Source organism: Chryseobacterium sp. ERMR1:04 (genome assembly GCF_001297705.1).
In the GTDB taxonomy this organism is placed as follows: Bacteria; Bacteroidota; Bacteroidia; order Flavobacteriales; family Weeksellaceae; genus Chryseobacterium.
This window is the reverse complement of record NZ_LIRF01000004.1, coordinates 246,069-272,223: the sequence shown is the minus strand read 5'-3', so window position 1 is coordinate 272,223 and position 26,155 is coordinate 246,069. Positions and strand designations below refer to the sequence as shown.

Genomic DNA, 26,155 nt, shown 5'->3' with positions numbered 1-26,155 from the left:
GTAGTAATTTTGACTATCGAATTAAGGATAAAAAAAGAATTAATATTAATTAAATAAAAGAAATAAAAAATGGCTTTAGAAATTACAGATAGCTCATTCGCGGAAATACTTTCAAAATCAAACGAGCAACCGGTATTGGTTGACTTTTGGGCAGTATGGTGTGGACCATGTAGAACATTAGGACCAATCATCGAAGAAGTTGCATCAGATTTTGAAGGAAAAGCAATCGTAGGAAAAGTTGATGTAGACAACAATCAGGAGATTTCAATGAAGTATGGGATTAGAAATATCCCTACAGTTCTAATTTTTAAGGACGGTGAAGTAGTTGATAAAATCGTTGGAGTATCTCCAAAAGAGGTGATCGCTGAAAAATTAAGTGCTCATTTATAAAAAAATCACTTTGATATTGAATGCTTTCCGTATTGGGAAGCATTTTTTTTAGGTAAAACATTTGCGAGTTAACTTAAAAGTTGTATTTTTGCAACCACAATAAACGAGGTAGTTTCACTGAGTTGTTGTGAAAAAAGATCCGGTAGTTCAGCTGGTTAGAATGCCGCCCTGTCACGGCGGAGGTCGCGGGTTCGAGTCCCGTCCGGATCGCAAGAAGTTTTCTCAATTTACTTTAAAAAAATTGATCCGGTAGTTCAGCTGGTTAGAATGCCGCCCTGTCACGGCGGAGGTCGCGGGTTCGAGTCCCGTCCGGATCGCAGAAGTTTTCTCAATTTACTTTAAAAAAATTGATCCGGTAGTTCAGCTGGTTAGAATGCCGCCCTGTCACGGCGGAGGTCGCGGGTTCGAGTCCCGTCCGGATCGCAAGAAGTTTTCTCAATTTACTTTAAAAAAATTGATCCGGTAGTTCAGCTGGTTAGAATGCCGCCCTGTCACGGCGGAGGTCGCGGGTTCGAGTCCCGTCCGGATCGCAGAAAGTTTTCTCAATTTACTTTAAAAAAATTGATCCGGTAGTTCAGCTGGTTAGAATGCCGCCCTGTCACGGCGGAGGTCGCGGGTTCGAGTCCCGTCCGGATCGCAAGATCTATTTAAACTCTTCAATGTATTTTGAAGAGTTTTTTTGTTTATAACATTTCCAATAAACAAAACTATATTTACAAACAGATTCTGGATCAGTCTCAAAACTTGGGAGAAAATAAAAAATAATAGTTTTAGATAAAAAATGGAAAATTCAACATCAATAGGAGAGTCAATTTGGACCCAATTAGGTGCAAGCCTTGATATGCTTGAAAATGCAATAGTGATGTGTCCGGAAGAACATTGGGACACGGAAAGGGAATTTTGGTATACTTCCTACCATTGTATTTTTTGGACAGACTATTACTTAACAACCGATCCAAGCAAATTTGTGCCGCCAGCACCTTTTACATTTTCAAAATTTGACCCAATTGGTAAGCAGCCAGATAGGACATACACAAAAACTGAAGTAATTACCTATTTAGAATATTGCCGACAAAAGGCTTACTTACTAACATTAGCGTTGACAATAGAAAAATTAAACGAACGATGGATCAACGAATACAAAAACTATTCGTTACTTGAAATTTTGATTTATAACATAAGACATATTCAACATCATTCGGCGCAGCTCAACTTGTTTTTAAGACAGACAATTAATAATGCGCCAGGTTGGGTAGGCCAAGCTAAGAAACCTATTTAGGATTGATATAAAAACGATTAAACGAAATGCAGATTTTATATCTGTTCCGAGAAAAAGCACCTTACTGTTCCAGCCATTTCTTAAATTCTGCCACTTTATTTTTACTGATGAGTATTACTTCATCACTTTCAGGTTTTACCACCAATTTCAATTGATTTTTACCAAACACAAGAATGTTGTTAATGGCTTTTACATTAATAATACATTGACGATTGGCTCTGTAAAATAGTTGTGGGTCTAAAGTTTTGATCAATTCATCAAGACTCGAGTTGATTGAATATTGATTTCCTGAGCATGTTTTGATGTAGACAATATTGTTTTCAAGAAAGAAATAAGCAATTTCTGAAGTTTCTAAAGAGATTAATTCATCTTTATGATAAGTAATAATTCTTTTCTTTGAATTTTCTGTTGACTCATCACTTGTGAAATTATTACTACCTTCTTTATGCTTTTCATGAATTAAATGAAGCTGTGTGTTGATTGCTGTTAAAACATTAACCTCATCATTAAGGGTTTTAATTTCATCATTTTTCTGATTTTCATATTTCTTATAAATCATTCGAATGAGAAAGAAACTTATTCCTAAAATTGATAAAGTAGCAAGTAAGAATACAATTAAAAATGTTAAATATAAATCAGAAATTTGTTTTTCGATGACCTCAATATTAGCATGTGAAGCTACCATCCAGTTGCTGCCTTCTACGGGATAAAAGCTTACAATTTCAGAGGTGCGGTTTGAGTTTTTATTAAAATTATGTACTCCGGTACTCGCTTTTCCTGAATTAAGTATCTCTAGAAAATCAAATGGTTTATCGTTATCTACAATAAATTCCGAACTGTTTTTATCTACCTTACGTCCGATTAAAGCGGGATTGGGATGGCAAAGTTCAATACCACTTTGATTATACATACAAATGAATCCGCTTTGTGTATCTGTATTAACAATGCTACTCTGAAGATTCTGAATAACGGTTTCTTTTGGAATACCTTGTTTAAGTTGTAGCTCTAATAATTTTCCAATTTCGCGCGACTCTCTTTTTCCCGCTTCAAAAGTTGTATTGAAAACATCTTTTTTGGAAGATGAATATAAATATCTGAACGAAAAAAAGCTGATAAGTAAAATCACAATACTTACGGCGAAAAAAGTAATGGTATAAAGATTGATCTTTTTCATTAATGAGAGGGGAATTTCTAATTCGTTTCAAAATTACTCATTTATTCCCAAGAAAATATTCGCTTTTAAGGTTTGATTTCTCCCTTTCGGTCATGAATTTATAATGTAAGGTGTTGGTTTCGTATAACTTTGGTTTCAGAATTTAAATGAACTATAAATGATTATCTCATGAAAAATAAGAATAAACTGATCTTGATTTTGCTCGTCGGGTTTGTTGGTTTACAGTTTTTTCGACCTGAAAGAATTGACCATGGAACCAAAGCGCAAAACCTTACCAACGTTCCAAAAGAAGTTAATGCGATTTTGAGAAGCTCGTGTTTTGATTGCCATTCTTCAGAAGCTAATTTAAGATGGTATGATAAAATTACGCCTGCCAATTTTTTGGTGACCTCTCACATTAAGGAAGCTCGGGAAGCATTAAATTTTTCAAAATGGGATTCTTGGCCCAAAGCACAACAAAATTCAACGATTTATTATGCGATCAATAAAGTATTGTCTGGTGAGATGCCTCTTCCAAGCTATGCGGCAGTTCATTCGTCTGCAAAATTGAATAAGGCACAGATTCAAACGTTGAAAAATTATGCTTTATCACTCACTCCCCGTAAAGTTTCGGATGATTCTCAAATAAAAGAAGCGGAGAAACAATATAATTCTTGGGTAAATGGAGAATTGAAAAAATCTCATGTAAATGATGCTCCAAATGGAATACATTATTTTCCTGATTATCGAAATTGGAAAGCGATTAGTACAACAGATCGATTTGATAACGGAACAATGCGGATTATTTTTGGAAATGAGATAGCAGTAAAAGCCATTCAGGAACATAATGTGAATCCTTGGCCGGATGGAACGGTCTTCGCAAAAACAGCTTGGAAAGAGCAGATGCAGACTGATGGAACTGTGTCTTCAGGTGAGTTTTTAGCGGTAGAATTTATGGTGAAAGATGCTAAAAAGTATTCAAAAACGAAAGGCTGGGGATGGGCAAGATGGAAAGGAAGTGATTTAAAACCTTATGGAGGTGATATTCCCAACTTTGAACAAGAATGCATTGAATGTCATAAGCCTGTGGCAGATCGGGATTATGTTTTTACTCCACCGTTATATTTGATTTCTCAACTTAAAAAAATAAATACAAAATGAAAAACTATAGCATATATTTAATTTTGGCTTTGATGCTGATTGTTTCTTGTCAACAGAAATCTCAAAAGGTTCTTAACGTAGAAGCTTCTATTCAGCAAAGTGATGAATTGAAAGAAAATCCACTTTTGATGAGTCCCATCACCTCTTCTATTCAGCCAAAGGAAAAAACAATGTCGACATTGTATGGAAATGATGTTGCATTTAATTATGCAAAGACTAATTTTAACTCTAATTATCCCCAAAATTCAGCCCTTTATGAAGTGACTTGGGTACAGAAACCTGACGAATTATGGTTTGGTGCCAATATTCCCAAAGAGGTTCTCTCTGTGGAGAAAATTACTTTTCTAGACAAAGGTATTATTGCCTACGAAATGTTCCAAGGAAAGACTTTAAAGAAGATAAAAATGGATGAGCTAAAGGAGAATTTAAGACGAGATGCGATACTCTCTCAAAAAATGGCTGTATCACCCTAGTGCCTAACTCCCGTATTTTCACGGTATTTTCATTAACGATCATTATTATTCCATTTTTAGGTCTGATATTTGTATTGAGTAGAAAAACTGAAATACCAATTTATTTATAATGAACATATTTGTGAAAAAATCATTCCTATACAGCTGTATATTTGCTTTGTTTTTAGTTTCATGTAAAAAGGAAATTGAAAAAATTAGCGACACTTTGAAAGACAGCTCAAGCTCCACAACAGAAGCTCCTGCTGTAAAACAAGATTCCATAAAAAAAGACTCTGTAGTAATGAAAGAATCTGTGCCTCCTACTATGCAGGAAACAGGCTTTTATAATGCATTTATCCTTCCAAAGGATAAGAAAATGAGAGATTCTATTTACTCTCAATTCAGCAAAAAATATAGCGAGAAAGAACGTTATGCTATTTTAGCGTTAAACAGGTTAGATTCGAAAAATAAATGGAATGCCGATACGTTGGTAGTTCCCGCAAAAATTGATACAACATTGATGGCTTATTCACCTTTTCCAATGCAGATGGATGTTTTGAGTGGCGTGAAAAAGTTTGTTATTTTCTCTTACCCGATTCAGGCTTACGGAGTGTATTCTAACGGAAGTTTGGTAAAATGGGGCCCAACAAGTATGGGAAAAAAAGCAGCACAGACAACACGAGGTCTTACGTTTGCTAACTGGAAGAAAAAATTATCCATTTCTTCGGTAAGCACCGAATGGAAATTACCATATAACTTCAATATTTTTAATACAGGTGGTATCGGATGGCACCAATATGATCTTCCCGGATATCCGGCATCACATTCATGCTTAAGATTATTAATGAAAGATGCACAATGGCTATATTCTTATGCTGATACATGGGTTCTGAATCCTGGAGGGGCTACTACAAAAGCGAAAGGAACTGCCGTTATGGTATTTGGAGATTATAAATGGGGCGCAAGAAAACCATGGAAAAAGCTATTGGATGATCCTAATTCTAATAATATTTCGGTGGAAGAAATGAGCAAGCTTATTGAACCCAATATTGAGAAGATTCTAAAAGAGCAGGCTAACAGAGAGAAAGTAGTAGATTCTATGAAAGCGGCAAAAGCACAAATAGAGCAAATGCCGGAGAATCCTAAAACTTTAGCTCCTTAAATATTCTGAATTTTTTCAAACTGCAATGTAGATTCTTCAGCAAATCGTCTGAGTTTCTGCATTTCTTCTTTGCCTTTGATTTGTCCGAACCTTGCGGCAACATAGGTTAAAATAATAAAAAGAATCATTACAAATGAGGCATTCAATGCCCATGGATATTCAAAACTTTTGATTTGTTTTTCTACATAATACATCGTGAAGAAAACCATCCAAAAAATTGAAAAAGAGAAATATAAAAACATAAAAAATGTCCAAACTGCTGAACTGGGGCCAAAGACACCTCGGATAGCAGTTTGGTCATCTTCTATTTCTATTCTTAAAGATAATCTGGGTTTCCAATAGTTATCATATTTAGTTTCTACGCAGATGGTGGCGACTTCTTTATTGATATTCCCGGAAAATTCTTCTTTATGATCTGCCAAGTATTTTTTTAAACTTTCGGCATATTCTTCCTTAGTCAAATGGGTAAACATTTTGAATCTTGGACGGGTTCTTATTTTATCTAATGTAGTTTCTTCAGTTTGCATAATTCTTATTCTTGATAGGGGATAGGGTCTTCCAGTTCAAAGCTTAAGGTCAACTTTTCTGTTTTTCTCTGTATCCCAATATTAATAGTTCTGCCTTCGTATGATTTCATCAACTCATTGATCTTTTCTAAAGTCATTTCTGACGTTTTATTTCCGTTGATGGTCAATACTTGATCCTCTTTTTTTAATCCTGCTTTATCGGCTGGTGAATCTTTTCTTACCCCGGAAATTAAGAATATTGGTTTTAAGGCAAATTTATATTGAAATTTATCACTAGCAGCAGTAACTTCAGTGAATGAGGTGTTAAATTTAGTCGTTTCTATTTTTACCAGATCTTCCTGCCATTGAAGACCATCTTGCTTAAAATCAAGTCCACTCATATTAAAATGGAAAGGATCATTGAAGTTTTTATTTTTTCTTAGGTACAATTTCTGATTGGGATAGTCAAAAGCAACTGCGAAGCGGCGCATGATTTCACCTCCGACAGACCCTTTTCTATCTTCTACTAAATGCACATGCTGAATGGAAAATTCGTCAGGCATGGCCGTAAGTGGTTTTTCAAACCTAAAATCACCAAGATAGAAATTATGGATTCTGCTTCTTTTACCGTAAATATCTCCGTTAAACCCTCTTCCTAAGAAATCTTCAATATTCGGTCTGTTATAAACAAAGTCTTTAATAAGAGCAGGGAAAAGCCAAATAGGATCACTATTTCCAAGATCTATCAACAGTTTTGAACTTTTCTTTTCGCGGGTCATTTCTATATCAGCATAGATGTAAGGCTTGCTTTTTTCAATCGTTATAGGAAGTTCTTCAAATTTTCTACGCTTTTTTTGGAAAAGATTACGGTCGTTATAAATGGTTATTTTTTTGGTAATATAGTCTATTGAAATAGGATGGTCTTTAAATAAATGATATCCAATAACTCCATTGACAGGAATTCCTACATGTGAAGAAATATTAAATTCCTGATCTACAATAATGAAAATAGTCATTGATTTATTAATACAATCTTTACCAATTGTTCCTACATTGTTTTCAGACTTTAATCCATCAATACTTAGGTCTCCACCTAGCCCGGAAAATTTTATTTTTTCTACATTGCTCAGTTGTATATCTTTGTTTTCTAAGCTAAAAAGGATGGTTTCTGCAACGCCGGTATCGAGTAGAAAATTAAGTTCAACACCGTTTACAGTAACCGGAATAAATATTAGATTATTAATAAACTTAAAGGGAACCACCGTTTTTTTAGCATCTTTTATTTCAAAAGAATTTTGGGCATTTACAAAAATACTTAAGAATAAAATGATAATAAAATAGAGTGTTTTCATTTACTGAATTTAGTGAAATTATTCCTATTGGAATAAAAAAAACATTCTCATTTGAGAATGTTTGAATATTTTATAATGAATCTTGTTAAAATGTTTGTTTTCAATAAAAGTGATTTACTTTGAGAAAAATTCCATTAGATCCATATAATTTTTTTGATTGACACCATGTCCGCTCATATACTCTCTGAAAGTAAAGTAACAACTCAGATCGTATAATAGATCAGCGGCTTTTCTTCCCCATTCTAAAGGAATAACGGCATCATCGCTTCCGTGAGAAACAAAAAATCTAAGGTGTTCTAATTTCTTTTTGTCTTTTATAATATGATCAAGCAATTTTTCTTCAGGAAAACTGCTTAAACATGCTACATAGTTGAACATTTCAGGATATTTTAACGCTAAAGCATAACAAAGAATACCTCCTTGGCTAAAACCACAAAGGTGAGTCTTGCTTTCCGTTAAACCATAATTATTTACAATTTTAAGAATGTTTTCTAATACAGCATTTAGAGATTCCTTTGCCTGATCTGTATCTATGAAATTTTCAGGATTATTAAAATCTATATCAAACCAAGAATATCCCTCAAACTGAGTGTCTCTGGGCGCTCTGAAGCTTACAATGATCCAGTCATTCGGAAGAGTTTCTCTAAAACTGAAAAGGTCTTGTTCGTTGCTTCCATACCCGTGAAGCATAAAGAGAATAGGCGTATTTGATGAAATATTTTCAGGTTCTCTTACGATGTAATCTAAATTCATACAACAAAGATAAAGAATAAATTATATTACAAAATCGTATATTTTCACTAATTTAATTTAAAATAATAAGCCAATTAAAATAGTGTTTAACGATTGATATATAGTTGTTTGAGCCTTGTTTAAAAGGGAATAAGTATAATAATAGGATGCTGATAGCGTATTTTATTAATTTGATATTGATTAGAATTTTTTGTTAGAAAATTTTCATAAAAGTTATTTTTATATTGATAAAAAACCTATATTTGGAACATTAAAAAATCTATTCGGAGAAATGAAGCAATTTTACAACCTAAAGAGTTTACTTAGACTTTCCTTTTTATTTATCATATTATTTTCTACAATTTCTGTAGTGAATTCTTGTAAAGATAAAGATGAAGACGAATTCACAGATCATGTTGTTCAGTTTGAAGCAAAAATAGTTCATGGCGGTACTACTGCACCTCCTCCTATTAGTTATTTCAAGACCGTTGTTACTCAGGTAGGAACTAGTCAGCAGAACACTTTTAATCCTACAGGTTTAGTTTGGACAAGCGGTGAGTTTTTTGTAAACTCAAGCCAGGCGCAACTAAATTTAGGAGCTAATGCAGAACTTCTAAATACTGATTCTAAACTTATTATCAATATTTGGGTAGACGGAGAAATTGCAAAGACAGATACTATCGTAGGGAAGGGAACAAAAAGCCTTGCTCTTGCATATAGTTTCTTAGAATTATAAGAAGTAAATATATTGATTCGTCCTGAAAATCGGATACTGATTAAAGGACAAAATAAATAATTAAACCAAAGCAAAGTTATTTTGCTTTGGTTTTTTGTTTTCATACATTTTCAGTTTGATTTCCTTTTGTTTATACATTTGATTCTGAGCGAAGTTTCTATTTCATAGTAATTGATATCAAATTCTTGTTTTTAAAATATCATTCATTCTCTCTGGTATTGTATACGGATCAGAATTCTGTGTCATACAGCATTTTATTGATAAATTTTGGTTATTGTTTTTGAATAAATAGGATATGTAAATAGAACTATCATATTTTGCTATTTCGTATTATTGTATTGATTTATAATGTATTATTTGTGTAAGTGTTATATTTGTTAATAAATCAATACATCATGAAATATCAAGAGAAATCAAGAGAAATTAGAAAGGAGATCAATCAATCCTATCAACAGCTTAAAGAACAATATCCTCTATTAAAAAATCAAGACTTTATTGGGTTTTCAATATTTTTAGTTTCAGTTATAATAATTATTGCTACATCCGTTGGTTGGTATAAAGCTATTGTGCCAACTTGGTTAATGATTATTGTGAATGCTTTTTTTATGGGAATTCTCCATGAAATCGAGCATGATCTCATTCATTGGCTCTATTTTAAGAAAAAAAAGACAATGCATCACTTTATGCTTTTCGGTGTTTGGATACTACGTCCATTGACCATAAATCCTTGGATAAGACGAAAATTGCATTATCATCATCATAAATTTTCAGGAACATTACATGATGTGGAAGAAGGTGGTGTGGCTAATGGTGAAAAATGGTCTATAAAGCGTTTATTGATGACCGCTGATGTTGTTTTGGGTGGGATGCTTCGTATTCAACGTCTATTCAGCGATATGGATGGTGAAGTGAAGAACGGAAACCTTAAGAAGGAAACTTCTACAGAATTAAAACGGTTTGCACTTTTAAGTTTGTTACCCTTAACCATCTTAGCGCATGTAATATTGTATCTCTTTTTTGCAGATCAGTTATTGAAATGGTTAAATATACAGTTTATGACAGATTTAAGTTTACCATCTTATATTGAAAATATAGTAAAAAGCTTACATGTAGTTATTTATACGATTCTTCTTCCCAATCTGTTACGCCAATTCTGTTTACACTTTATAACCTCTAATATGCACTATTTTGGAGATGTAGAAGAAGGGAATGTTATTGAACAAACACAGGTGCTTAATGTTTGGTGGACTTTCCCCATGCAGTTATTTTGTTTCTTTTTTGGCTGGACGCACAGTATCCATCACTTTGTGGTAAATGAGACATTTTATGTTCGCCATATCGGAAGAAAGCAGGCATTGGAAGTGTTGAGAAAATATGGTGTTCGGTTTAATGATTTGGGGACTTTCAAAAGAGCAAATCGTTTTCGAGAATACTCTAAATAGTCTATAATAGGAGAAAAAAATAGCAGCATGAGAATTTATCCTGATGCTGCTATTTTGTATTATGATTAAATAACTTTTACAATAAAGTAACTTTTCTTTCCTTTCTGAAGCAGTAAAAATTTACCGTCAATAAGGTCAGCTTCGTTAGCGGTGTAAGTGTCACTTACTTTTTCTTTGTTAATAGAAATTGCATTTCCTTTCAATTCTCTTGTCGCTTCACTTTTAGATTTTAGGAAACCTGATTTTTCAGAAAGTAAATCAACGATATTGATTCCTATAACATCAGCTTTTGCCACTTCTTTTTGTGGAACTCCGTCAAAAACTTCCAAGAAAGTTTCTTCATCAAGACTTACCAAGTCTTCAGCCGTAGAACGTCCGAAAAGAATTTCAGAAGCTTTTAAAGCTTTTTCATATTCCTCTCTTCCATGAACCCAAACCGTAACTTCTTCCGCTAATCTCTTTTGAAGTTTTCTTTCATGTGGCGCCGTTTTGTGTTCTTCAATTAAAGCATCAATCTCTTCTTTGCTTAAGAACGTATAGAATTTAATGAATCTTTCAGCATCATCATCCGTAGCATTCAGCCAGAATTGGTAGAATTTATACGGAGAAGTTTTCTTTTTGTCTAACCAGTAATTTTCACCACTTTCAGATTTTCCAAATTTAGAACCATCGGCTTTTGTGATCAAAGGAACGGTTAATGCAAACGCTTCACCTTGTGCTTTTCTACGGATCAATTCTGTTCCTGTTGTGATATTTCCCCACTGGTCAGAACCTCCCATTTGAAGTTTCACATTATTGTTTTGGTATAAATGAAGGAAATCATATCCCTGAATCAATTGATATGTAAATTCTGTGAAACTCATTCCGTCAACACCAGCGTCTCCGGAAAGTCTTTTCTTTACAGAATCTTTCGCCATCATGTAATTTACCGTGATGTTTTTTCCAACATTTTTAGCGAAATCTAGGAACGAAATATTTTTCATCCAATCGTAGTTATTCACTAATTCAGCTTGGTTAGGCTCGTTTCCATCAAAGTTCAAAAATCTTGAAAGTTGGTTTTTCAAACAATCAACATAATGTAAAAGGGTTGCTTCGTCCAAAAGATTTCTCTCAGCAGATTTTCCTGAAGGATCTCCAATCATTCCTGTAGCGCCACCTACCAAAGCAATTGGTTTGTGGCCGTGCTGTTGAAAATGTGCTAAAATTTTTATCTGAATAAGACTTCCAATATGCAAAGAATCAGCAGTTGGATCAAAACCAATATATGCAGTAGTTACCTCTTTATTCAGTTGTTCATCGGTTCCGGGCATCATATCGGCAAAAAGACCACGCCATTTTAGTTCTTCTATAAAGGAATTCATTGATTTTTTTCTTTAAAATTTAATGTGCAAAGATAATAAATTCGATGGTAAATAGATAACCGTTCATTTTTCATAACTCATCATTTAAAATTTAAAATTTTTAGGAGCAATTTCCAGCTTTCCGTTACAATCTTTTTTTTCAAAAAAGGATTTTCTCTGCAATCTGGGCTAGGATTGTGGTCGTTCTTATGAAGTTATCATGTTCGATACAAAGTTTGTCGCGGACTATGTTGGCAAATCTAAACCTCACAGGTTTTGAAAACCTGTGAGGTTTGAATAAATAAAACTATTTTTTTATGAATAAATAGATTCTACAAAATGTAATGGGGGGATTCGACTCCGCTCCTTTAGATTTGCATATAGAAAAATAATATCTTTAGAAAAAGAGAAAGCATTTAATTAAACTAAGACTCGCTCTGAATAAAATTCATACGCTGATAAAGAATTAAATGCTCTTTCAGCTTGATATTTCTAATACTAAACATCCAATTTGTAGCGATGTCATGGAGCGGAGTCGAAGCCTTTTCTTCACAAATTAAATCAAATTCACACATTTGCCTTTTTACCTAAAATAAATTATATTTGTTAGTAATGAACGACGAACAATTATTCCTGCTCATCAACAAAGCCAAGGAAAAAGATCAGAAAGCTCAAACCAAACTCATTAATGTTTTTTGGGTGGATGTTTTCTCTTTTGTGATGAAGAAAGTAGGGGATGAAAATGATGCAGATGAAATTACGGTAAATGTTTTCTCCAAAGTACTATCGAAACTAGATCTGTTTGATCCACATTTTCAGTTTAAAACTTGGATTTTAACGATAGCGCAAAACACAATCATCGATTTCTGGAGGAAAAAAAGCAGAGAAAACCAAGATCCAACCGAAAATCTGGATGAGGTAAAAAATCAATATGCAAAATCTCCCGAAGAGCTGATGATCTCCAATGAAGAGCAAAAAAAGATCATCAAAACCATTGAATCTTTAGATGCCAATTATCAGGATATTATCAAGCTAAGATTCTTTGAAGAAAAAAGTATCAAAGAAATTGCAGAAGAATTGGGTATTTCTGTTGCCAATACGAAAGTTAGAGTAATGCGTGCTAAAAAAGTTCTTGCTGAATTATTGAAAAATAATGAGTTTGAAGATATTTAAGTACATTTTTAAGATCTAGTTTGTCATTCAGAGCGAAACGAAGTGAAGCGTGGAATCTAAGCAGCTTAACAATAAAAGATATGTCTAGATTCCTATGGAATGCTGAACTTAATGTGTATTTTCCAGATTAGAAATAAACAGTCTCCTTCGTTTTAGGAAGTATAATTTTTCTTTGTTTTTCCTGATTTCTATTTTGAAGAGTAATTTTCACTCCTTTTTTTATATACGTTTCCTTTTTAGATTTTCCGTATTCTGCGGTATTATGAACTTCTTGTTTGTAATCAAGTTGTCCGGTGGAAAGATTAAAATCAACATCCGTTAAATAATCTCCGGGTCTGCCACTTGATGAAGAATAGCCAATTAATTCAAAATGTCCGTTTTGAAATCTGTATTTATCTGTATTCCCCCATTTCCAACTGCTGCCTCCATAATGCTCAATAATTAAAATACCATTTTTAATGGTTGTACTTTGATAAGGATCACCCATCATTCCTCCTGCGCTACTTTCTAAAATGGCATTTTTAGACTTTTCTAAAACGGTCCATTTTCCATTCACTTTTTTCAGAATTTGAATTTCTCTTACATTTCCAAGTTCTCCACCATCCTTCAGGTTATAAACAATCACTTTTTCAGGAATTTTGTCGCCATCCAAATCGCCATCTACAGTTTCAATAGCTACAGAACCTTTAGGCTGAAATTCTTTTTGAGCAAAGCAAAGCGTACTGAAAATAAGAGATAGAACACAAAATGTAATCTTCATAAGAAATATTTGAAGTTTAAAATTACGAAATTATCTGTTCTATCAATGTCGGTCTTTGATTGTTTCGATAAAAAAATCCTTAACTTTGAACCTCAATTTGAGGAATAAATGGAAAATTTAGTTCAAGATACTACCGTTCAAAAACCAAAATGGATTCGTGTAAAACTTCCTACTGGAAAGAATTACAGAGAATTGAGAACTTTGGTTGATAAATATAAATTAAATACGATTTGCCAGAGTGGAAGTTGCCCAAATATGGGCGAATGTTGGGGAGAAGGAACAGCAACTTTCATGATCTTAGGAAACATCTGTACAAGAAGTTGTGGATTTTGTGGGGTAAAAACCGGAAAACCAATGGATGTAAACTGGGATGAACCTGAAAAAGTAGCTCGTTCAATCAAATTAATGAAGATCAAACATGCCGTTCTTACGTCTGTAGATCGTGATGATTTGAAAGATATGGGTTCTATTCTTTGGGGCGAAACCGTAAATGCTGTAAGAAGAATTTCTCCTGGAACTACCATGGAGACTCTGATTCCTGATTTTCAAGGGCTAACAAAACACATTGACAGATTAGTGTATGTAGCTCCGGAAGTGATCTCTCACAACATGGAAACCGTAAAACGTCTGACAAGAGAAGTGAGAATTCAGGCCAAATATGAAAGAAGCCTTGAGGTTTTAAGATACTTGAAAGAAGCAGGACAAAAAAGAACAAAAACTGGGATGATGCTTGGTCTAGGTGAAACGAAAGCCGAGGTGTTTCAAACAATTGAAGACATCAGAAATGCAAATGTAGATGTGATCACTTTAGGTCAATATTTACAGCCTACTAAAAAACATTTACCTGTTAAACAGTTTGTTACGCCTGAAGAGTTTGACGAATACGGAGATTTTGCAAGAAGTTTAGGTTTCAGACATGTTGAAAGTTCGCCTCTTGTAAGAAGTTCTTACCACGCAGAAAAACATATTCACTAAAAAATATAAATCGCTTCGTTTTCGGAGCGATTTTTTTATTGTCATTGCGAGGAGTGAAACGACGAAGCAATCTCAAACACAATTTTTATCACCCAGTTTGTCATTCCAGAGGAATCTCAACAAAGTAAAGTAAAAGTCTAGATTCTTCCGAAATGACAAACTTGATGTATAAAGACTCCATTAGTAATGAAGTCAAAATTAAATAATCCCTTCAATTTTATTCAAATGTTTCTTTTTAAATGCAGAAGGTGTTTCTCCCACATGTTGTTTAAATAGTTTATTGAAATAAGAAAGACTTTCAAAACCCACCTGAAAGCAAACCTCAGTAACAGAATAATCTTTCAGTAAAAACATTTTAGCCTGATTGATTCTGTAATTATTCACAAAATCGGTGAAAGTCATATTCGTTTGTTTCTTGAAATACCGACAGAAAGCTGGAGTGCTTAAACTTACAATCTTTGCAATTTCGTTCACGTTAGGCTTTTTATCATAATTTTCATCGATATAATCATAGATTGTTCCCATTCTGATCTTATCATTCAAAAACCATTTGATTCGGGTATCTTCACTGTTGAGTTCCTTCACTTCGGTTGAGTTGGCTAATATTTGTAAAATTTCAATGAAACCAATCAGAGATTCAAAAGAATTTTTATCCTTAATGAAGTGTAGTTTTTCAACCACAATTTTCTTCGTTTCTCCTGAGAAAGAAAGACCAAGATAAGATCTTTCAAGAAGACGTTTTATGTTTTCAAATTCGGGAATGGGAAGAATAAGATCTTTTAGAAAGGTCTCTTTCATTTGTAAAACCAACTGTTTGCATTCGGTTTGGATACCGTAATCAAAATTAAGATGCGGAACATTGGAACCAATTAATAACAAATCACTTTCTGTAAAACCTGAAATATCTTTCCCCACATGCCGAATTCCATTGGATGCTTCTACATAAACCAATTCTATTTCAGGATGATAATGCCAGAAAAAACAGTTTTTCAGGGAAGGGGAAAAGAGTTTGAAAGATCGCTCTTTTTCAAATTCAATAATTTCTTTCTGAATTTTCATTTGGTTCTGTTTTGATTATTTATAGATTTAAATTTAAACAAAAAGGTTAATACGGAGCAAATTTTAATCATTCACGTGGAAGTAAAAACGAATATTTCTTTCGAATTTTGCACTTTCAAAATATTAAATAATATCGGGATGATTGATAAAAGGATAATTCCACTTGCAATAGGTGGATTGGGGATCGGAACTACAGAGTTTACGGTGATGGGGTTGTTGCCTGATATTGCAAAAAGTTTACAAATTACAATTCCGGAAACAGGGCATTTAATTTCTGCTTATGCATTGGGAGTGGTGATCGGAGCACCTATATTAATTGGATATTCTGTGAAATTTCCGCCTAAAAAAGTATTGATTGCATTGATGGTTATTTTTACAATATTCAATGCGTTATCGGCTATAGCACCAGATTATACTTCGATGTTGATCATCAGATTCTTGTCTGGTTTACCGCACGGGGCATTTTTCGGAGTAGGAACTGTTGTTGCCTCAAGGCTGGCAGGAAAAGGGAAAGAAGCATTTTATATATCCCTGATGTTTACGGGGCTTACGGTTGCTAATCTTGCGATGGTTCCTTTGGTAACTTATATAGGGCATACCTTCAACTGGAGATGGTATTTTGCCATTGTGGCTGTGATTGGTTTAGTGGCTTTGTTGGCATTAAAACTATGGCTTCCGGCGATGGATAAAAATGAAGATACCCATTTCCTGGAAGAATTGAAATTTCTTAAAGGGAAACAAGCGTGGTTGGTATTAATGATTACGGCGATTGGTTTTGGTGGGCTATTTACTTGGTTTAGTTATATTACTCCTTTAATGACTGTGGTTGCGGGAATTCAAAGTAGCCAGATGGCATATGTAATGGTTCTTGCAGGAGCCGGAATGGTTGTTGGGAATTTAGCGGGAGGATTTTTATCCGATAAATTAGGCCCGGAAAAAACCTGTTCATTATTGCTTTTCTTAATGATGACTTCATTGGCTGGTGTATTTTTCCTTTCTGAATATCAAAGTGTAGCGTTAGGATTAACGTTCATCTGTGGTGCTTTATCAATGTCTGTGGCGGCGCCTATTAACATTATGATGATGAAAGCAGCGCCAAAAAGCGAAATGATGGCAGCAGCTTTTATGCAGGCAGCTTTTAATATTGCGAATGCAATGGGGGCTTTCTTTGGAGGAATTCCTTTGGAGCATGGTCTTTCATTCAATTACCCTTCATTGGTAGGAGTAGGAATGACGTTTATAGGATTAATAGTAAGTATCCGATATATGTATTTGTATCGATCATCAAAACCTGAACAACTCAATGTGGAATGCGTTCCATGTGATAAATAACGAAAAAGAGAAGCAATTGCTTCTCTTTTTTATTTTAGATTTAATCTTTGAAATATTTTCTGAGCTTCCAAGCCATTTTTTCATGCTCCTGCATCAGTTCTGTTAAGAAATCGGAGGTGCCGGCGTCTTTGTATTTTTCATCCGTGTCATCTACAAATTTTCTTAAAGCTCTTACAATTGTTTCATGATCGCTTACCAATTCTTTCAGCATTTCTTGGTTGGTAGGAACTTTTCCCGGAGTTTCTTTTAATTGAGATTGGCTTGCAAATTCAGAAGTTGTTCCTATGGCAATTCCTCCTAATGTACTGATTCTTTCGGCAACATCATCAATACTTTGGGCAACAGCAGTATATTGTTCTTCAAAGAGAAGATGAAGTTCCATAAAATTATCTCCGGATAAATTCCAGTGGAATTTTCTGAGTTTGATATAAAGGATGTTTCCGTCCGCAAGAACGTTGTTTAAAATACCATGAACAGCTTTCAGATTTTTGTCTGTAATACCTAAATTGGGTTTCATATTATTTAATTTTTTAGTGAGTGTTGATGATTAGGTGAAATATTTGAAATTAAACTTCGACTTCATTTCCGTTTTTACACCAATACAAAGCATTGTACAGATTTTCTTTTGGGAAAGATTTGAATTCACCAGGCATCAAAACGCTGAAAATATCGGTGAAGTTTTGTACACCTTCTTTATCCGTTACAATGGCGGCTCTGTTCCATTTCGTTAGATTTTTTAGCCCTAACAGCATATCTTGCAGCCATGCTCCGGGAGTGAAATTACCCAGATCTGTATCGAGATAGAGTAGATAATTAAGCTCTCCAAACTCTTCAACTTTCTTTTTTACATGAGGAATTACAAGATTTTCAAAATTTTCTCTTGTTACTTCGCCGGTGGCACTAAAAGCCGCAACATTTTCCGGAGCTTCTGGAATGATCGTTATCATAATATTAATTTTAGTGTGGTTTTGGATTATAGTAAGCAACAATAATTAAACCATAAATAATGGTAAATAGTTAAAAAAGTCATAATTATTGCTATAACTGATTTAAAATATTAATATGGATTTAAAATCTAACGAACCATTTTGGCTTTTGAAAAACGGATTGATGACCTCGTATCCTTCCTTGAAATCTGATGAAGAATGTGATGTTTTAATTATCGGAGGCGGTATTACGGGAAGCTTAATTGCCCATCAGATGATTGAAGATGGCTACAACACAATACTTATTGATAAACGGGAAATCTGTAACGGAAGTACTTCAGCCACAACATCCATGTTGCAATACGAAATAGATGTTCCTTTGTATGAATTGATAAAGAAAATAGGAGAGAAAGGAGCGGTAGAAAGCTATAAAGCCTGTTCAGATTCCATTGATAAGATGGAAAAATTGACTCAGAAAATTAAGTCAAAAGCAGGTTTTAAACGTAAAAAGTCTTTGTATTTTGCCTCAAAAAAGAAAGATGTAGTTGGCTTGAAAAAGGAATTTGAAGCCAGAAAAAAAGCAGGTTTTGAGGTGAAATGGTTGGAATCTAAAGAAGTGCTCGATACATTCGGTTTTGAAAATACTTTCGGAGGTATTGTTTCAAAGCAGGGAGCGAGTATTGATGCTTTTAAATTTGCCCATGAATTATTTGATTTAAATGTAAAAAAAGGATTGAAAATTTTTGATAAAACAGAAATGAAATCTGTTAAATATTTGAAGGGGTATAATTTGGTTTCGACAACAAACGGACCTCAGATAAAAGCAAAGAAAATCATCTATTGTATTGGATATGAAAGCAAAAATTTAATCAAAGAAAACTTTGTTGATTTAAAAAGCACTTTCGCAATGGTCTCTGAAATAGACCACGATAAATTCAAGAACATAACAAGCACATTGGTTTGGAATACCGATGATCCATATATTTATATGAGAACAACCGATGACGGCAGACTATTGATTGGTGGCGGAGATGAAGATTTCCAAGATCCCAAAAAGCGTGATGCTTTACTCGACAAAAAAGAAAAAGAAATTCTAAAAGTGCTAAATAAAATAAAACCCGATTATCATTTTTATACCGATTTTGTCTGGGCCGGAACTTTCGGAGAAACAAAAGATGGACTTCCGTATATTGGGGAACATCCTAAATTTAAAAATTCATATTTCGTTCTTGGTTTCGGAGGAAACGGAATCACTTTTTCTGTCACAGGAATGGAAATGGCTTCTCAATTTATGAAAAATAAAAAACACCTTTTGTCAAGGTATTTTAAGTTTGGAAGATAAAAAAACTTGGTAGCTGAGGTTCTTGAAGCTACCAAGTTTTATACAGTTATCTGCTGTAATATTGAATTTGCAAGTCTTTCGGATATTTCACTTCGTAGGAGAAATTAATTTTATCAGAACCTCCGCTGCCGATTTTTCTATTCCAAAGAATACTTCCGGTTTTCTCGTCAAGGTTTCCATCACCGATTTCTAAAGTTTTTACTGAAATTTTAGAATTTTCACTGATAGGAAGCTGATCAAGGATCTCCAGTTCTATATTGTCTTTGGTATTATTTCGGATGCTTATTTGGTGAGATTCTGTCTCCCATTTATTGGTATTGAAGTTCTTTTGAGAGGTTTTATCTTCCAGTTTTATTCTTTTTACATTAATTCTTTCATCTACACCAAGAGAAATTGGGAACTCGTCTTTCACGTAATAGGTTGTTATATTGGTTTTGCCAATATAGTTATCTTCAAAATAAATATTGGCTTCCCCGGAAATAAGATTGAGGTTTTGCCAGTTTTTAATAAAAGCCATCAGAAAAACCTGGTTATTCAGCTTAGGAACAGTGTGATATTTATAAGTTGCATCCACTTGTTTTTTATCAAGAATTACATATTGTTCTTTCTCCTGACTTACGATGGTTTGATTGTATTTCAATTCATAAATTACATTCATTTGGCTGTCAGAAACAGTCGCCACAGGAATTTGGCTCGGTTTTGCCGCATCTTCTCTCATTTGATAGGAATTAACTTCCGCCGAAACCTTTTTCATTTTGTAATCAGCAACTTCCGTTTGCGGATCATAAGCTTTGTATTCTGTAACATAAAGCGAAGATAAAATAGGTCTGTTTTGGTTATACGATGGTCTGTACGTAGAGACAAAAAGTTTTACATTGTTCCAGTCTTGTCCGGTTTTCTGATAAATTTTTCCTTTGTAAACCATTTCCAGCGGTTTCTTTGTAGATTCGGCTCTCAGATCATAAGAAGGAATCCAGCCTGCGTTGGAAACAATATAGCTTATTCCTAAATCCAGGTTTATATCGTTATCTGCTAAAATCTCAAGTAAAAGTTCTTTTTTATTGGTGTTTTTATGAGTCTGTTCTTCCGCAAATTGTTTGTTGATCTTAGCTATACTTTCGTCTAAAACACTTTTCTCTTCATTGAGAAGAAACACCTTATTATCAATCTCAAGCATTCTTTTTCTATAGAACTCGGTGAGCTTAATCAGTTGTTCCTGTGGAGTCACTTTATTACTGTCTGATATTTTTAAATGATCATTAATAATATTCTGTTCACCAGATAAGTTGTTGATCTGAATCATTAAAAGACTAACCTGTCTCTGCAGTTTTTTTCTTTCAACCTCCAGTTTTTTTTCACCTTCAGACAATTCATCATTTTTTAAGAAATTGCTTTGTGGCGTGATCGAAAGAAGCGTTGTGTTTTTTTCGAGATTTACTTTATACGTATTTTCATCAAGATCATTGGGAAGGTTGATGATCTTTACGATGTTTTGTCCTTTCTTTAAATTTACATTCGTACTTCCGAACACCTTTGCTCCTTGCAAAAATAGGGTAGCCTGTTTCACATCAATTTCCTTTTTAATTTCCTGAGCGTTGAAAAAGGAGATTGAAAAAATGAGTAGTATTAAATATTGTTTCATAGGGTATTGCTTTAAATTCTTATCGTAAAATTATTTACTTTAAAGCCCGAAAATGGGAAGACTTGGTGAAATGGGATGTTGGCTTGGTGAAATACGCAGCTAACTAAAAAAAGAAAGACAGCCCTTTCGAACTGTCTCTTAAACTCTTAAATCTGTTAATTAAAGAATCTCATATCTGGTTTTGATGCTGAATTTCAGCTTGATGTTTTCAATGTTATCGAAAGAATAATCTACCGCAGCATCGGCAGCTTCCATCTGCATATTGCTTCTCATACTTTTGTAAGCAGTAGGAGCAACAGAATCGCTCATGTAATCCTCAATTTCTACAATCTCAAGCGGTGTTCCTGTCTTTTTACCCATACTTTCCAATAGATAATCTGCTTTTTCTTTGGCAGCTTTCAATGCATTTATTTTAACGATCTTTCTAAAATCTGCAATTTTTGTATTCTTGATTTCTGCGATATTCAAATTGCTTACCCATTTTTGGTTCAGATCTTCAAAAAGCTTACTCACATTGGTTTTTGTATTTACTTTAAACTGAAAACTCTTTGTGAACTTCGTCGTTTTAGAGTAAAGATTCTGATACATTGATTTAAATTTAATGTCTTCATTTTTTACTCCATCTTTTTTTAATGTTTCAAATAATAACTTTTCATTGTCTGCGAGTTGATTTTTGTTATCAGCTTTAATGCCGATGTCAAAGATGATCTCATCCGGTTCTACTTCCATTTCAGCAACTCCTGTTACTTCAATTGCATTTTTCTTAATTTCTTGTGCATTGATCAGACTTCCAAATGTTAATAATCCGATCATTAAAAAATGTCCTAATTTCATAATTTCTTGTTTTAAATTGTAAACTTCTAGAGTAAAATTAGCCACATTTAAAGTTTGAAATCGGAAGACTTGGTGAAATTGGGTTTTCACTTGGTGAAGTTTTGACTCAGCTATTTCTTGTTTTTCTTTACATCATATTTTGCCGAAATATTCATAATGTATTGTATTCCTACTTCAGGATTCTCATCATTGATGATCTTATCAAAATCTGAATAATCTACTCCTTCATAGTAAAAGGTTTTCCCTTTTCTAAGCTCTTTTTTATAGAAAGATTCATTACTTGTTCTGATATAATCTACATCTGAAGACTCATAAGCGGTATAATTTTGATACTGACCTTTGGGAAAAACATAGGAAAAATTAGAGGAAACGGTTGGCAGACCAATGATTTCTTTTTTTACTAAGGCAAAGTAGTTGTCTTTCTTTTTGTCTAAAACAGAATAGGCTTCTCTTAAAAGATCCTTTTGGATTTTTTCAATATCGGTATTGATATAATCTACTTTTATAACATCATAAATTTGAAAATCGGAAGCTTCGTAAATGAGTTTTTCAATTTTTGAATATTGATCTACCGTGATGATGACGTTTTTTTTAATTTCAAAACCATTATTTTTCTGGGTAGCCATATTCTGATTTTTTGAGATCTCGTAGTCATAAATTTTTGTCTGTGAAATAAAATCAACAAATACCTCATTCTTTTTTACTCCGATTACGGCTATTTTATTGATGAAATCATTAATCCTTTTGTTAATATTTTCAATTGACTTTTTTGGAGTTGCGGCTTCTTCATTTACACCAAGCGTAATTTTATATTTATCCGCCACTTTATTCAATAACACTGTTGCCTGAATTACCACGGTAGAATCAGTCACAGAATAATCAAAAAGATCATTAAAGGTTTTATTGACTCGTTGTTCGTTGTAGCTTCTGCTTTTGTAAACCTGATTTCCACCTACCTGAGCTTTAGTATTCAGGAAAGCAAAAGCTGTAATAATTACTAAGAATAATCGTTTTTGGTTTAAAATAAAAATGTTTTTCATAATGATTAAGTTTAAATTATGGCACAAACTTAATGACGTAATCATTTGAAAAAGCTGAAAAAATGGTGAACAGAAGGTTTCACTTGGTGAGCATTTCTGTTCAATTACAAATGCGGATCTATTTTATCTATTCGTCAAAATAATAGACTTTCCGTTTCGGGTAATTAATTTTTTTTCTTTAGAAAATAATTGATTGGTTATAATGATCTCATCTTGACTTTGTGAAATGGTATAAGGGTTTGAACTGAATACGGCGTCTTTTATAAAATGCTCAAACAATTTTGTAGAATCGGATTGATGCACAGAATAAAAATCAACCTTATAATTGTTAATTCCCGTATGGTAAAATTTGTAGATGATTTGCTCGTTGAGGTCGCTTGAAATTACTTTTGTTTCAATGAATTTATTTTGTTCAAGAAATGAGCAACTTTGGAGCAATAAAACAGACAAAAAAGAGAACGTAAATATTTTTTTCATAATAATTGGGTGTGTTACAAATGTAAGGAAAGCTGGTTCTGTGAATGTTAACGCAGTTTCAATTTTGTTTTACTAAATGGCTTTATATCAGTTTTTTAATGTATGAAACTTGGTGAACAGCCAATTTCACTTGGTGAATAGTCTTTGAGTAAACTATATATATGTATATCTTTGTTTTATGAAAAGACTTCAGCTTTTTACCCTCCTTTTTTTGCTCTGTTTTGGGAATACAGTCTATTCTCAAACCACGAATGTGGCACAGGAAGTTGTGACTCAAACTAAAAAGCTTAAAAAAGCAGTGGATAGTAAAGACCTCCCTGCACAAGCAGATTCCTACTATAATATTGGGGACTCCTTTTTCAATAATGGTAATTTTCCAAAAAGTGAAGAGTATTTTATCAAGTCTAAAAATATCTATGAACAACTTAACGATAAACCCAATATCGAAAAAGTAACCCGAAAACTGGCGCAGTCGCAGGAAAAGCAAAATAAAATCACTCCGGCAATCAATAATTATAGCAGGGCTGCGGAACTTAATTATTCATCAAAAAGTAAAGCCGTTAATTCTAACGATGCGGCAAGACTATCTGCTCCTTCGCAGGACATGAAGGCAGAAGCCATTCAAAATAATATTGATATTAACCAAAAGGAGAGTGAAAAAGAAGATCTAGCAGCGAGCTACAGCCAAATGGCAGACGTAAATATTCAGCAAAAAGATATTCCAAGAGCTGAAGAAAATTTGAATAATGCCTATCAGGTTTCTAAAAAAGGAGCACCTCAACAAGCATTGGAAATCAATCAGAAATTGACCAACTTTTATGTCGAAAATAAAAACTTTGATAAAGCAATTGAGGCTAAAAAGAAAGTCTTGAAAGAAGATTTTGTTAAAGATAACTCTCAGGAAAAAGTCAACCAAATTCAGGAATTAGCAGATATTTATATTAAAAAAAATGATGCTGAAGGAGCGATTGGTCTTTTAAAGAACGCCTATGGAATTGCATTGGAAAAAGGCCATACGTTGGAAGCTCAAAAAAGTGTAAAGAGATTAGACAGTCTTTATAATATTTCAAATAATACAAATGCTTCCGTTCAATTGTACAGAGATTTTCTCGGGAAATTGCCTGATTTGGTTTCTAAAGACCGAAGTTTGGTTGATAACAAAATTCTGGAAGATACCGAGCAGAGAATTTCACAATTAGAAAAAGAGCGAGAATTAAAAGATGAGTTAATTCGAAAGAAAAATCTCTTTAATTATAGCTTAATTGGAGTTTTGATTGTGTTGACGGTTTTAATTGTTTTTATTTTCAGAACATTAAAAAAAGTTCAGATTAAAAATAAGAAAATTGCCTTACAGTCGCTTAGACGTGAGATGAATCCCCATTTTATTTTTAATAGTTTAAATAGTGTGAATCATTTTATTGCCACCAATAATGAATTGGAAGCCAATCAATATTTAACCAAATTTTCAAAACTAATGCGTGGGGTGATGGAAAACTCTACAGAAGATTTTATTCCGTTTCAGCAGGAATTAGATTTGCTCCAAAATTATCTCGCGCTAGAAAAAACTCGTTTTTCAGATAAGTTTGATTATGAAATTGAGTTTGATGAAAATCTGAATATGCACAGTCTGCAAGTTCCAGGAATGCTGGTTCAGCCATTTTTAGAAAATGCAATTTGGCACGGATTACGATATAGAACGACAAAAGGATTTTTGAAACTAAGTTTTGAAAAGGACGATCAAAATCTAAAAATTAGTATAGAAGACAACGGAATCGGAATTGAAGAAAGTAAAAAGCAAAAGACAGAACATCAAAAAAACAGAGAAGGCCGCGGAATGAAAAATACACTGGAAAGAATTACGTTGTTGAATGATTTATACAATCGTGATATTCAATGTAAAATCACCGATAAAAAAGCTGAGCCAGGAGTTTTGGTAGAAGTGAGTTATAAATTGTGAAAAAGTGAATAATCAATTCTGAATTTCAATATCTGTAATCTAACATCAAAAACATGAAAATAAAAGCCATCATCGTAGACGACGAGCTTATCGCAAGAGAAGTTTTGAGGAACTACATTACAAAATATTGTCCACAAGTTGAAATTTTAGGTGAAGCTGAAAACATAAAAGAAGCGGTTCCTTTGATTGCTGAAAAACAACCTCAGCTGGTTTTCTTAGATGTAGAAATGCCTTTCGGAAATGCTTTTGATGTGTTGGAAGCAACCAAAGAATTTTCCTACGAAACGATCTTTATTACAGCGTTTTCACAATATTCTTTGCAGGCATTGAACAAATCTGCGAGTTACTATATTTTAAAGCCAATAGACATTCAGGAGCTTATTGTGGCGGTAAATAAAGTCGCAGAAAATATTGAAAATAAAGATGAACTTAACCGTAATAAGATCCTTTTAGAGAATTTAAAGTTGAAACCTGAAAAACAGCAATTGATCCTTCCCACGTTACAAGGTTTTGATGTCGTGAAAACAGAGGATATTGTAAGGCTTCAGGCAGATGGAAATTTCACACAGGTTTATCTTACAGACGGTTCCAAAAAGATGGTCTGCAGATTTTTAAAGCATTTTGACGACTTGCTGGAAAATCCTTTTGTAAGAGTTCACCGTTCTCATATTATCAATACCAATTTTGTGAAATCTTACCATAAAAGTGGAACGGCAACGCTTTCTGATAGTACGGAAATTGAGGTTTCCGGAAGTTTTAAAGATAACTTTTTGAAGGTTTTTTCTTAACTAATAATTATTCAAAATTTTTATGATCTTCGCTTAGTGAAACGCCTTTGCGAACGAAAAACATTCTCAATCAATTAAAAAAAACTTTGCGCTCTTTGCGTTAAAATTAATCCCATTTTACAAATTAAGTCTTGAAATTTTTCAG

The 26,155-nt window shown here is 33.5% G+C and carries 26 protein-coding genes and 5 tRNA genes; 18 read left to right on the top strand and 13 right to left on the bottom strand.

Annotated elements, in window-relative coordinates:
• Positions 1 to 69: 69 nt before the first annotated feature.
• The 7 genes from trxA (at position 70) to AMQ68_RS08670 (ending at position 1,669) form a co-directional block, all read left to right on the top strand.
• Entirely contained in the window at positions 70 to 390 is a 321-nt protein-coding gene (gene trxA, locus AMQ68_RS08700) for a thioredoxin (RefSeq protein WP_054510248.1), read from the top strand.
• A 136-nt stretch (positions 391 to 526) separates the two neighbouring features.
• Positions 527 to 600: transfer RNA gene (locus tag AMQ68_RS08695), tRNA-Asp, on the top strand.
• A 33-nt stretch (positions 601 to 633) separates the two neighbouring features.
• Positions 634 to 707, top strand: a tRNA-Asp gene (locus AMQ68_RS08690).
• Between the two features lie 32 nt (positions 708 to 739).
• Positions 740 to 813, top strand: a tRNA-Asp gene (locus tag AMQ68_RS08685).
• Between the two features lie 33 nt (positions 814 to 846).
• A tRNA-Asp gene (locus AMQ68_RS08680) sits at positions 847 to 920 on the top strand.
• 33 nt (positions 921 to 953) lie between these two features.
• A tRNA-Asp gene (locus AMQ68_RS08675) sits at positions 954 to 1,027 on the top strand.
• Positions 1,028 to 1,171: 144 nt separating this feature from the next.
• Positions 1,172 to 1,669 (top strand): DinB family protein, encoded by a 498-nt coding sequence (locus AMQ68_RS08670; RefSeq protein ID WP_054510247.1) that lies wholly within the window; start codon positions 1,172 to 1,174, stop codon positions 1,667 to 1,669.
• A gap of 61 nt (positions 1,670 to 1,730) precedes the next feature.
• Here AMQ68_RS08670 and AMQ68_RS08665 read toward each other — a convergent pair whose 3' ends face one another.
• Positions 1,731 to 2,843: a LytTR family transcriptional regulator DNA-binding domain-containing protein gene (locus AMQ68_RS08665; protein WP_054510246.1), complete on the bottom strand. Its 1,113-nt coding sequence runs from the start codon at positions 2,841 to 2,843 to the stop codon at positions 1,731 to 1,733.
• A 168-nt stretch (positions 2,844 to 3,011) separates the two neighbouring features.
• Here AMQ68_RS08665 and AMQ68_RS08660 point away from each other — a divergent pair, with 168 nt between their 5' ends.
• The 3 genes from AMQ68_RS08660 (at position 3,012) to AMQ68_RS08650 (ending at position 5,597) form a co-directional block, all read left to right on the top strand.
• Complete coding sequence (locus tag AMQ68_RS08660; protein WP_054510245.1) at positions 3,012 to 3,983, top strand: heme-binding domain-containing protein; 972 nt, start codon at positions 3,012 to 3,014, stop codon at positions 3,981 to 3,983.
• The gene (locus tag AMQ68_RS08655; RefSeq protein ID WP_054510244.1) at positions 3,980 to 4,456 is read left to right on the top strand and encodes a hypothetical protein; all 477 of its coding nucleotides are present in this window, start codon (positions 3,980 to 3,982) and stop codon (positions 4,454 to 4,456) included. Before AMQ68_RS08660 ends, AMQ68_RS08655 begins: the two co-directional genes overlap by 4 nt.
• 205 nt (positions 4,457 to 4,661) lie before the next feature.
• Positions 4,662 to 5,597: a L,D-transpeptidase gene (locus AMQ68_RS08650; RefSeq protein ID WP_241775091.1), complete on the top strand. Its 936-nt coding sequence runs from the start codon at positions 4,662 to 4,664 to the stop codon at positions 5,595 to 5,597.
• Here AMQ68_RS08650 and AMQ68_RS08645 read toward each other — a convergent pair.
• The 3 genes from AMQ68_RS08645 to AMQ68_RS08635 form a co-directional block, all read right to left on the bottom strand.
• A complete protein-coding gene (locus AMQ68_RS08645; RefSeq protein WP_054510242.1) occupies positions 5,594 to 6,124 on the bottom strand; it encodes a hypothetical protein in 531 nt (176 codons plus the stop codon). The genes AMQ68_RS08650 and AMQ68_RS08645 overlap by 4 nt on opposite strands.
• 5 nt (positions 6,125 to 6,129) lie before the next feature.
• Positions 6,130 to 7,455, bottom strand: coding sequence for a PDZ domain-containing protein (locus AMQ68_RS08640; RefSeq protein WP_054510241.1), 1,326 nt, complete (start codon positions 7,453 to 7,455; stop codon positions 6,130 to 6,132).
• Between the two features lie 114 nt (positions 7,456 to 7,569).
• Positions 7,570 to 8,208 (bottom strand): alpha/beta hydrolase, encoded by a 639-nt coding sequence (locus tag AMQ68_RS08635; RefSeq protein WP_054510240.1) that lies wholly within the window; start codon positions 8,206 to 8,208, stop codon positions 7,570 to 7,572.
• A gap of 271 nt (positions 8,209 to 8,479) precedes the next feature.
• On the opposite strand from AMQ68_RS08635, the gene AMQ68_RS08630 reads away from it, so the two are divergent.
• Positions 8,480 to 8,923 (top strand): hypothetical protein, encoded by a 444-nt coding sequence (locus tag AMQ68_RS08630; protein WP_054510576.1) that lies wholly within the window; start codon positions 8,480 to 8,482, stop codon positions 8,921 to 8,923.
• Between the two features lie 395 nt (positions 8,924 to 9,318).
• A complete protein-coding gene (locus tag AMQ68_RS08625; protein ID WP_054510239.1) occupies positions 9,319 to 10,365 on the top strand; it encodes a fatty acid desaturase in 1,047 nt (348 codons plus the stop codon).
• Between the two features lie 65 nt (positions 10,366 to 10,430).
• Here AMQ68_RS08625 and tyrS read toward each other — a convergent pair whose 3' ends face one another.
• Positions 10,431 to 11,726, bottom strand: coding sequence for a tyrosine--tRNA ligase (tyrS, locus tag AMQ68_RS08620; protein WP_054510238.1), 1,296 nt, complete (start codon positions 11,724 to 11,726; stop codon positions 10,431 to 10,433).
• 591 nt (positions 11,727 to 12,317) lie between these two features.
• Between tyrS and AMQ68_RS08615 the strand changes: the two genes are divergently transcribed.
• Complete coding sequence (locus AMQ68_RS08615; RefSeq protein WP_054510237.1) at positions 12,318 to 12,878, top strand: RNA polymerase sigma factor; 561 nt, start codon at positions 12,318 to 12,320, stop codon at positions 12,876 to 12,878.
• A 127-nt stretch (positions 12,879 to 13,005) separates the two neighbouring features.
• Here AMQ68_RS08615 and AMQ68_RS08610 read toward each other — a convergent pair whose 3' ends face one another.
• Positions 13,006 to 13,638, bottom strand: a complete 633-nt coding sequence (locus AMQ68_RS08610; protein WP_054510236.1) for a hypothetical protein — start codon at positions 13,636 to 13,638, stop codon at positions 13,006 to 13,008.
• 108 nt (positions 13,639 to 13,746) lie between these two features.
• Here AMQ68_RS08610 and lipA point away from each other — a divergent pair, with 108 nt between their 5' ends.
• Positions 13,747 to 14,613, top strand: coding sequence for a lipoyl synthase (lipA, locus tag AMQ68_RS08605; RefSeq protein ID WP_054510235.1), 867 nt, complete (start codon positions 13,747 to 13,749; stop codon positions 14,611 to 14,613).
• Between the two features lie 198 nt (positions 14,614 to 14,811).
• On the opposite strand, the gene AMQ68_RS08600 is transcribed toward lipA, so the two are convergent.
• Positions 14,812 to 15,672 (bottom strand): AraC family transcriptional regulator, encoded by an 861-nt coding sequence (locus AMQ68_RS08600; RefSeq protein ID WP_054510234.1) that lies wholly within the window; start codon positions 15,670 to 15,672, stop codon positions 14,812 to 14,814.
• 138 nt (positions 15,673 to 15,810) lie between these two features.
• Here AMQ68_RS08600 and AMQ68_RS08595 point away from each other — a divergent pair, with 138 nt between their 5' ends.
• Positions 15,811 to 17,004 carry an MFS transporter gene (locus tag AMQ68_RS08595; RefSeq protein ID WP_198408880.1) on the top strand — a complete coding sequence of 398 codons (1,194 nt, stop codon included), beginning with the start codon at positions 15,811 to 15,813 and terminating at the stop codon, positions 17,002 to 17,004.
• A gap of 40 nt (positions 17,005 to 17,044) precedes the next feature.
• Here the strand turns inward: AMQ68_RS08595 and AMQ68_RS08590 are convergent, their stop codons facing one another.
• Both AMQ68_RS08590 and AMQ68_RS08585 read right to left on the bottom strand, forming a co-directional pair.
• Positions 17,045 to 17,521 carry a Dps family protein gene (locus AMQ68_RS08590; RefSeq protein ID WP_054510233.1) on the bottom strand — a complete coding sequence of 159 codons (477 nt, stop codon included), beginning with the start codon at positions 17,519 to 17,521 and terminating at the stop codon, positions 17,045 to 17,047.
• A 49-nt stretch (positions 17,522 to 17,570) separates the two neighbouring features.
• Complete coding sequence (locus tag AMQ68_RS08585; RefSeq protein ID WP_054510232.1) at positions 17,571 to 17,951, bottom strand: STAS/SEC14 domain-containing protein; 381 nt, start codon at positions 17,949 to 17,951, stop codon at positions 17,571 to 17,573.
• A 115-nt stretch (positions 17,952 to 18,066) separates the two neighbouring features.
• Between AMQ68_RS08585 and AMQ68_RS08580 the strand changes: the two genes are divergently transcribed.
• Positions 18,067 to 19,272, top strand: a complete 1,206-nt coding sequence (locus tag AMQ68_RS08580) for an FAD-binding oxidoreductase (protein WP_054510231.1) — start codon at positions 18,067 to 18,069, stop codon at positions 19,270 to 19,272.
• Positions 19,273 to 19,318: 46 nt separating this feature from the next.
• On the opposite strand, the gene AMQ68_RS08575 is transcribed toward AMQ68_RS08580, so the two are convergent.
• The 4 genes from AMQ68_RS08575 to AMQ68_RS08560 all read right to left on the bottom strand — a co-directional run bounded on the left by AMQ68_RS08575 (position 19,319) and on the right by AMQ68_RS08560 (position 23,265).
• Positions 19,319 to 20,914 (bottom strand): DUF4139 domain-containing protein, encoded by a 1,596-nt coding sequence (locus AMQ68_RS08575; protein WP_054510230.1) that lies wholly within the window; start codon positions 20,912 to 20,914, stop codon positions 19,319 to 19,321.
• 159 nt (positions 20,915 to 21,073) lie between these two features.
• Complete coding sequence (locus AMQ68_RS08570) at positions 21,074 to 21,748, bottom strand: SIMPL domain-containing protein (protein WP_054510229.1); 675 nt, start codon at positions 21,746 to 21,748, stop codon at positions 21,074 to 21,076.
• Between the two features lie 110 nt (positions 21,749 to 21,858).
• Complete coding sequence (locus AMQ68_RS08565) at positions 21,859 to 22,788, bottom strand: SIMPL domain-containing protein (RefSeq protein WP_054510228.1); 930 nt, start codon at positions 22,786 to 22,788, stop codon at positions 21,859 to 21,861.
• A gap of 123 nt (positions 22,789 to 22,911) precedes the next feature.
• Positions 22,912 to 23,265 carry a hypothetical protein gene (locus AMQ68_RS08560; protein ID WP_054510227.1) on the bottom strand — a complete coding sequence of 118 codons (354 nt, stop codon included), beginning with the start codon at positions 23,263 to 23,265 and terminating at the stop codon, positions 22,912 to 22,914.
• Between the two features lie 178 nt (positions 23,266 to 23,443).
• On the opposite strand from AMQ68_RS08560, the gene AMQ68_RS08555 reads away from it, so the two are divergent.
• A complete protein-coding gene (locus AMQ68_RS08555; RefSeq protein ID WP_054510226.1) occupies positions 23,444 to 25,222 on the top strand; it encodes a histidine kinase in 1,779 nt (592 codons plus the stop codon).
• Positions 25,223 to 25,275: 53 nt separating this feature from the next.
• Positions 25,276 to 26,010 (top strand): LytTR family DNA-binding domain-containing protein, encoded by a 735-nt coding sequence (locus AMQ68_RS08550; protein WP_054510225.1) that lies wholly within the window; start codon positions 25,276 to 25,278, stop codon positions 26,008 to 26,010.
• Positions 26,011 to 26,155: the final 145 nt, after the last annotated feature.

What these genes read in the sequence shown, in the direction of transcription:
- AMQ68_RS08635 (WP_054510240.1), bottom strand. Translation starts at nt 8,208, where the DNA reads ATGAATTTAGATTACATCGTAAGAGAACCTGAAAATATTTCATCAAAT.
- AMQ68_RS08630 (WP_054510576.1), top strand. Translation starts at nt 8,480, where the DNA reads ATGAAGCAATTTTACAACCTAAAGAGTTTACTTAGACTTTCCTTTTTA.
- tyrS (WP_054510238.1), bottom strand. Translation starts at nt 11,726, where the DNA reads ATGAATTCCTTTATAGAAGAACTAAAATGGCGTGGTCTTTTTGCCGAT.
- AMQ68_RS08550 (WP_054510225.1), top strand. Translation starts at nt 25,276, where the DNA reads ATGAAAATAAAAGCCATCATCGTAGACGACGAGCTTATCGCAAGAGAA.
- AMQ68_RS08560 (WP_054510227.1), bottom strand. Translation starts at nt 23,265, where the DNA reads ATGAAAAAAATATTTACGTTCTCTTTTTTGTCTGTTTTATTGCTCCAA.
- AMQ68_RS08670 (WP_054510247.1), top strand. Translation starts at nt 1,172, where the DNA reads ATGGAAAATTCAACATCAATAGGAGAGTCAATTTGGACCCAATTAGGT.
- AMQ68_RS08575 (WP_054510230.1), bottom strand. Translation starts at nt 20,914, where the DNA reads ATGAAACAATATTTAATACTACTCATTTTTTCAATCTCCTTTTTCAAC.
- AMQ68_RS08595 (WP_198408880.1), top strand. Translation starts at nt 15,811, where the DNA reads ATGATTGATAAAAGGATAATTCCACTTGCAATAGGTGGATTGGGGATC.
- AMQ68_RS08645 (WP_054510242.1), bottom strand. Translation starts at nt 6,124, where the DNA reads ATGCAAACTGAAGAAACTACATTAGATAAAATAAGAACCCGTCCAAGA.
- AMQ68_RS08570 (WP_054510229.1), bottom strand. Translation starts at nt 21,748, where the DNA reads ATGAAATTAGGACATTTTTTAATGATCGGATTATTAACATTTGGAAGT.
- AMQ68_RS08555 (WP_054510226.1), top strand. Translation starts at nt 23,444, where the DNA reads ATGAAAAGACTTCAGCTTTTTACCCTCCTTTTTTTGCTCTGTTTTGGG.
- trxA (WP_054510248.1), top strand. Translation starts at nt 70, where the DNA reads ATGGCTTTAGAAATTACAGATAGCTCATTCGCGGAAATACTTTCAAAA.
- AMQ68_RS08600 (WP_054510234.1), bottom strand. Translation starts at nt 15,672, where the DNA reads ATGAAAATTCAGAAAGAAATTATTGAATTTGAAAAAGAGCGATCTTTC.
- AMQ68_RS08660 (WP_054510245.1), top strand. Translation starts at nt 3,012, where the DNA reads ATGAAAAATAAGAATAAACTGATCTTGATTTTGCTCGTCGGGTTTGTT.
- AMQ68_RS08590 (WP_054510233.1), bottom strand. Translation starts at nt 17,521, where the DNA reads ATGAAACCCAATTTAGGTATTACAGACAAAAATCTGAAAGCTGTTCAT.
- AMQ68_RS08585 (WP_054510232.1), bottom strand. Translation starts at nt 17,951, where the DNA reads ATGATAACGATCATTCCAGAAGCTCCGGAAAATGTTGCGGCTTTTAGT.
- AMQ68_RS08640 (WP_054510241.1), bottom strand. Translation starts at nt 7,455, where the DNA reads ATGAAAACACTCTATTTTATTATCATTTTATTCTTAAGTATTTTTGTA.
- AMQ68_RS08565 (WP_054510228.1), bottom strand. Translation starts at nt 22,788, where the DNA reads ATGAAAAACATTTTTATTTTAAACCAAAAACGATTATTCTTAGTAATT.
- AMQ68_RS08615 (WP_054510237.1), top strand. Translation starts at nt 12,318, where the DNA reads ATGAACGACGAACAATTATTCCTGCTCATCAACAAAGCCAAGGAAAAA.
- AMQ68_RS08655 (WP_054510244.1), top strand. Translation starts at nt 3,980, where the DNA reads ATGAAAAACTATAGCATATATTTAATTTTGGCTTTGATGCTGATTGTT.
- AMQ68_RS08610 (WP_054510236.1), bottom strand. Translation starts at nt 13,638, where the DNA reads ATGAAGATTACATTTTGTGTTCTATCTCTTATTTTCAGTACGCTTTGC.
- AMQ68_RS08580 (WP_054510231.1), top strand. Translation starts at nt 18,067, where the DNA reads ATGGATTTAAAATCTAACGAACCATTTTGGCTTTTGAAAAACGGATTG.
- lipA (WP_054510235.1), top strand. Translation starts at nt 13,747, where the DNA reads ATGGAAAATTTAGTTCAAGATACTACCGTTCAAAAACCAAAATGGATT.
- AMQ68_RS08665 (WP_054510246.1), bottom strand. Translation starts at nt 2,843, where the DNA reads ATGAAAAAGATCAATCTTTATACCATTACTTTTTTCGCCGTAAGTATT.
- AMQ68_RS08625 (WP_054510239.1), top strand. Translation starts at nt 9,319, where the DNA reads ATGAAATATCAAGAGAAATCAAGAGAAATTAGAAAGGAGATCAATCAA.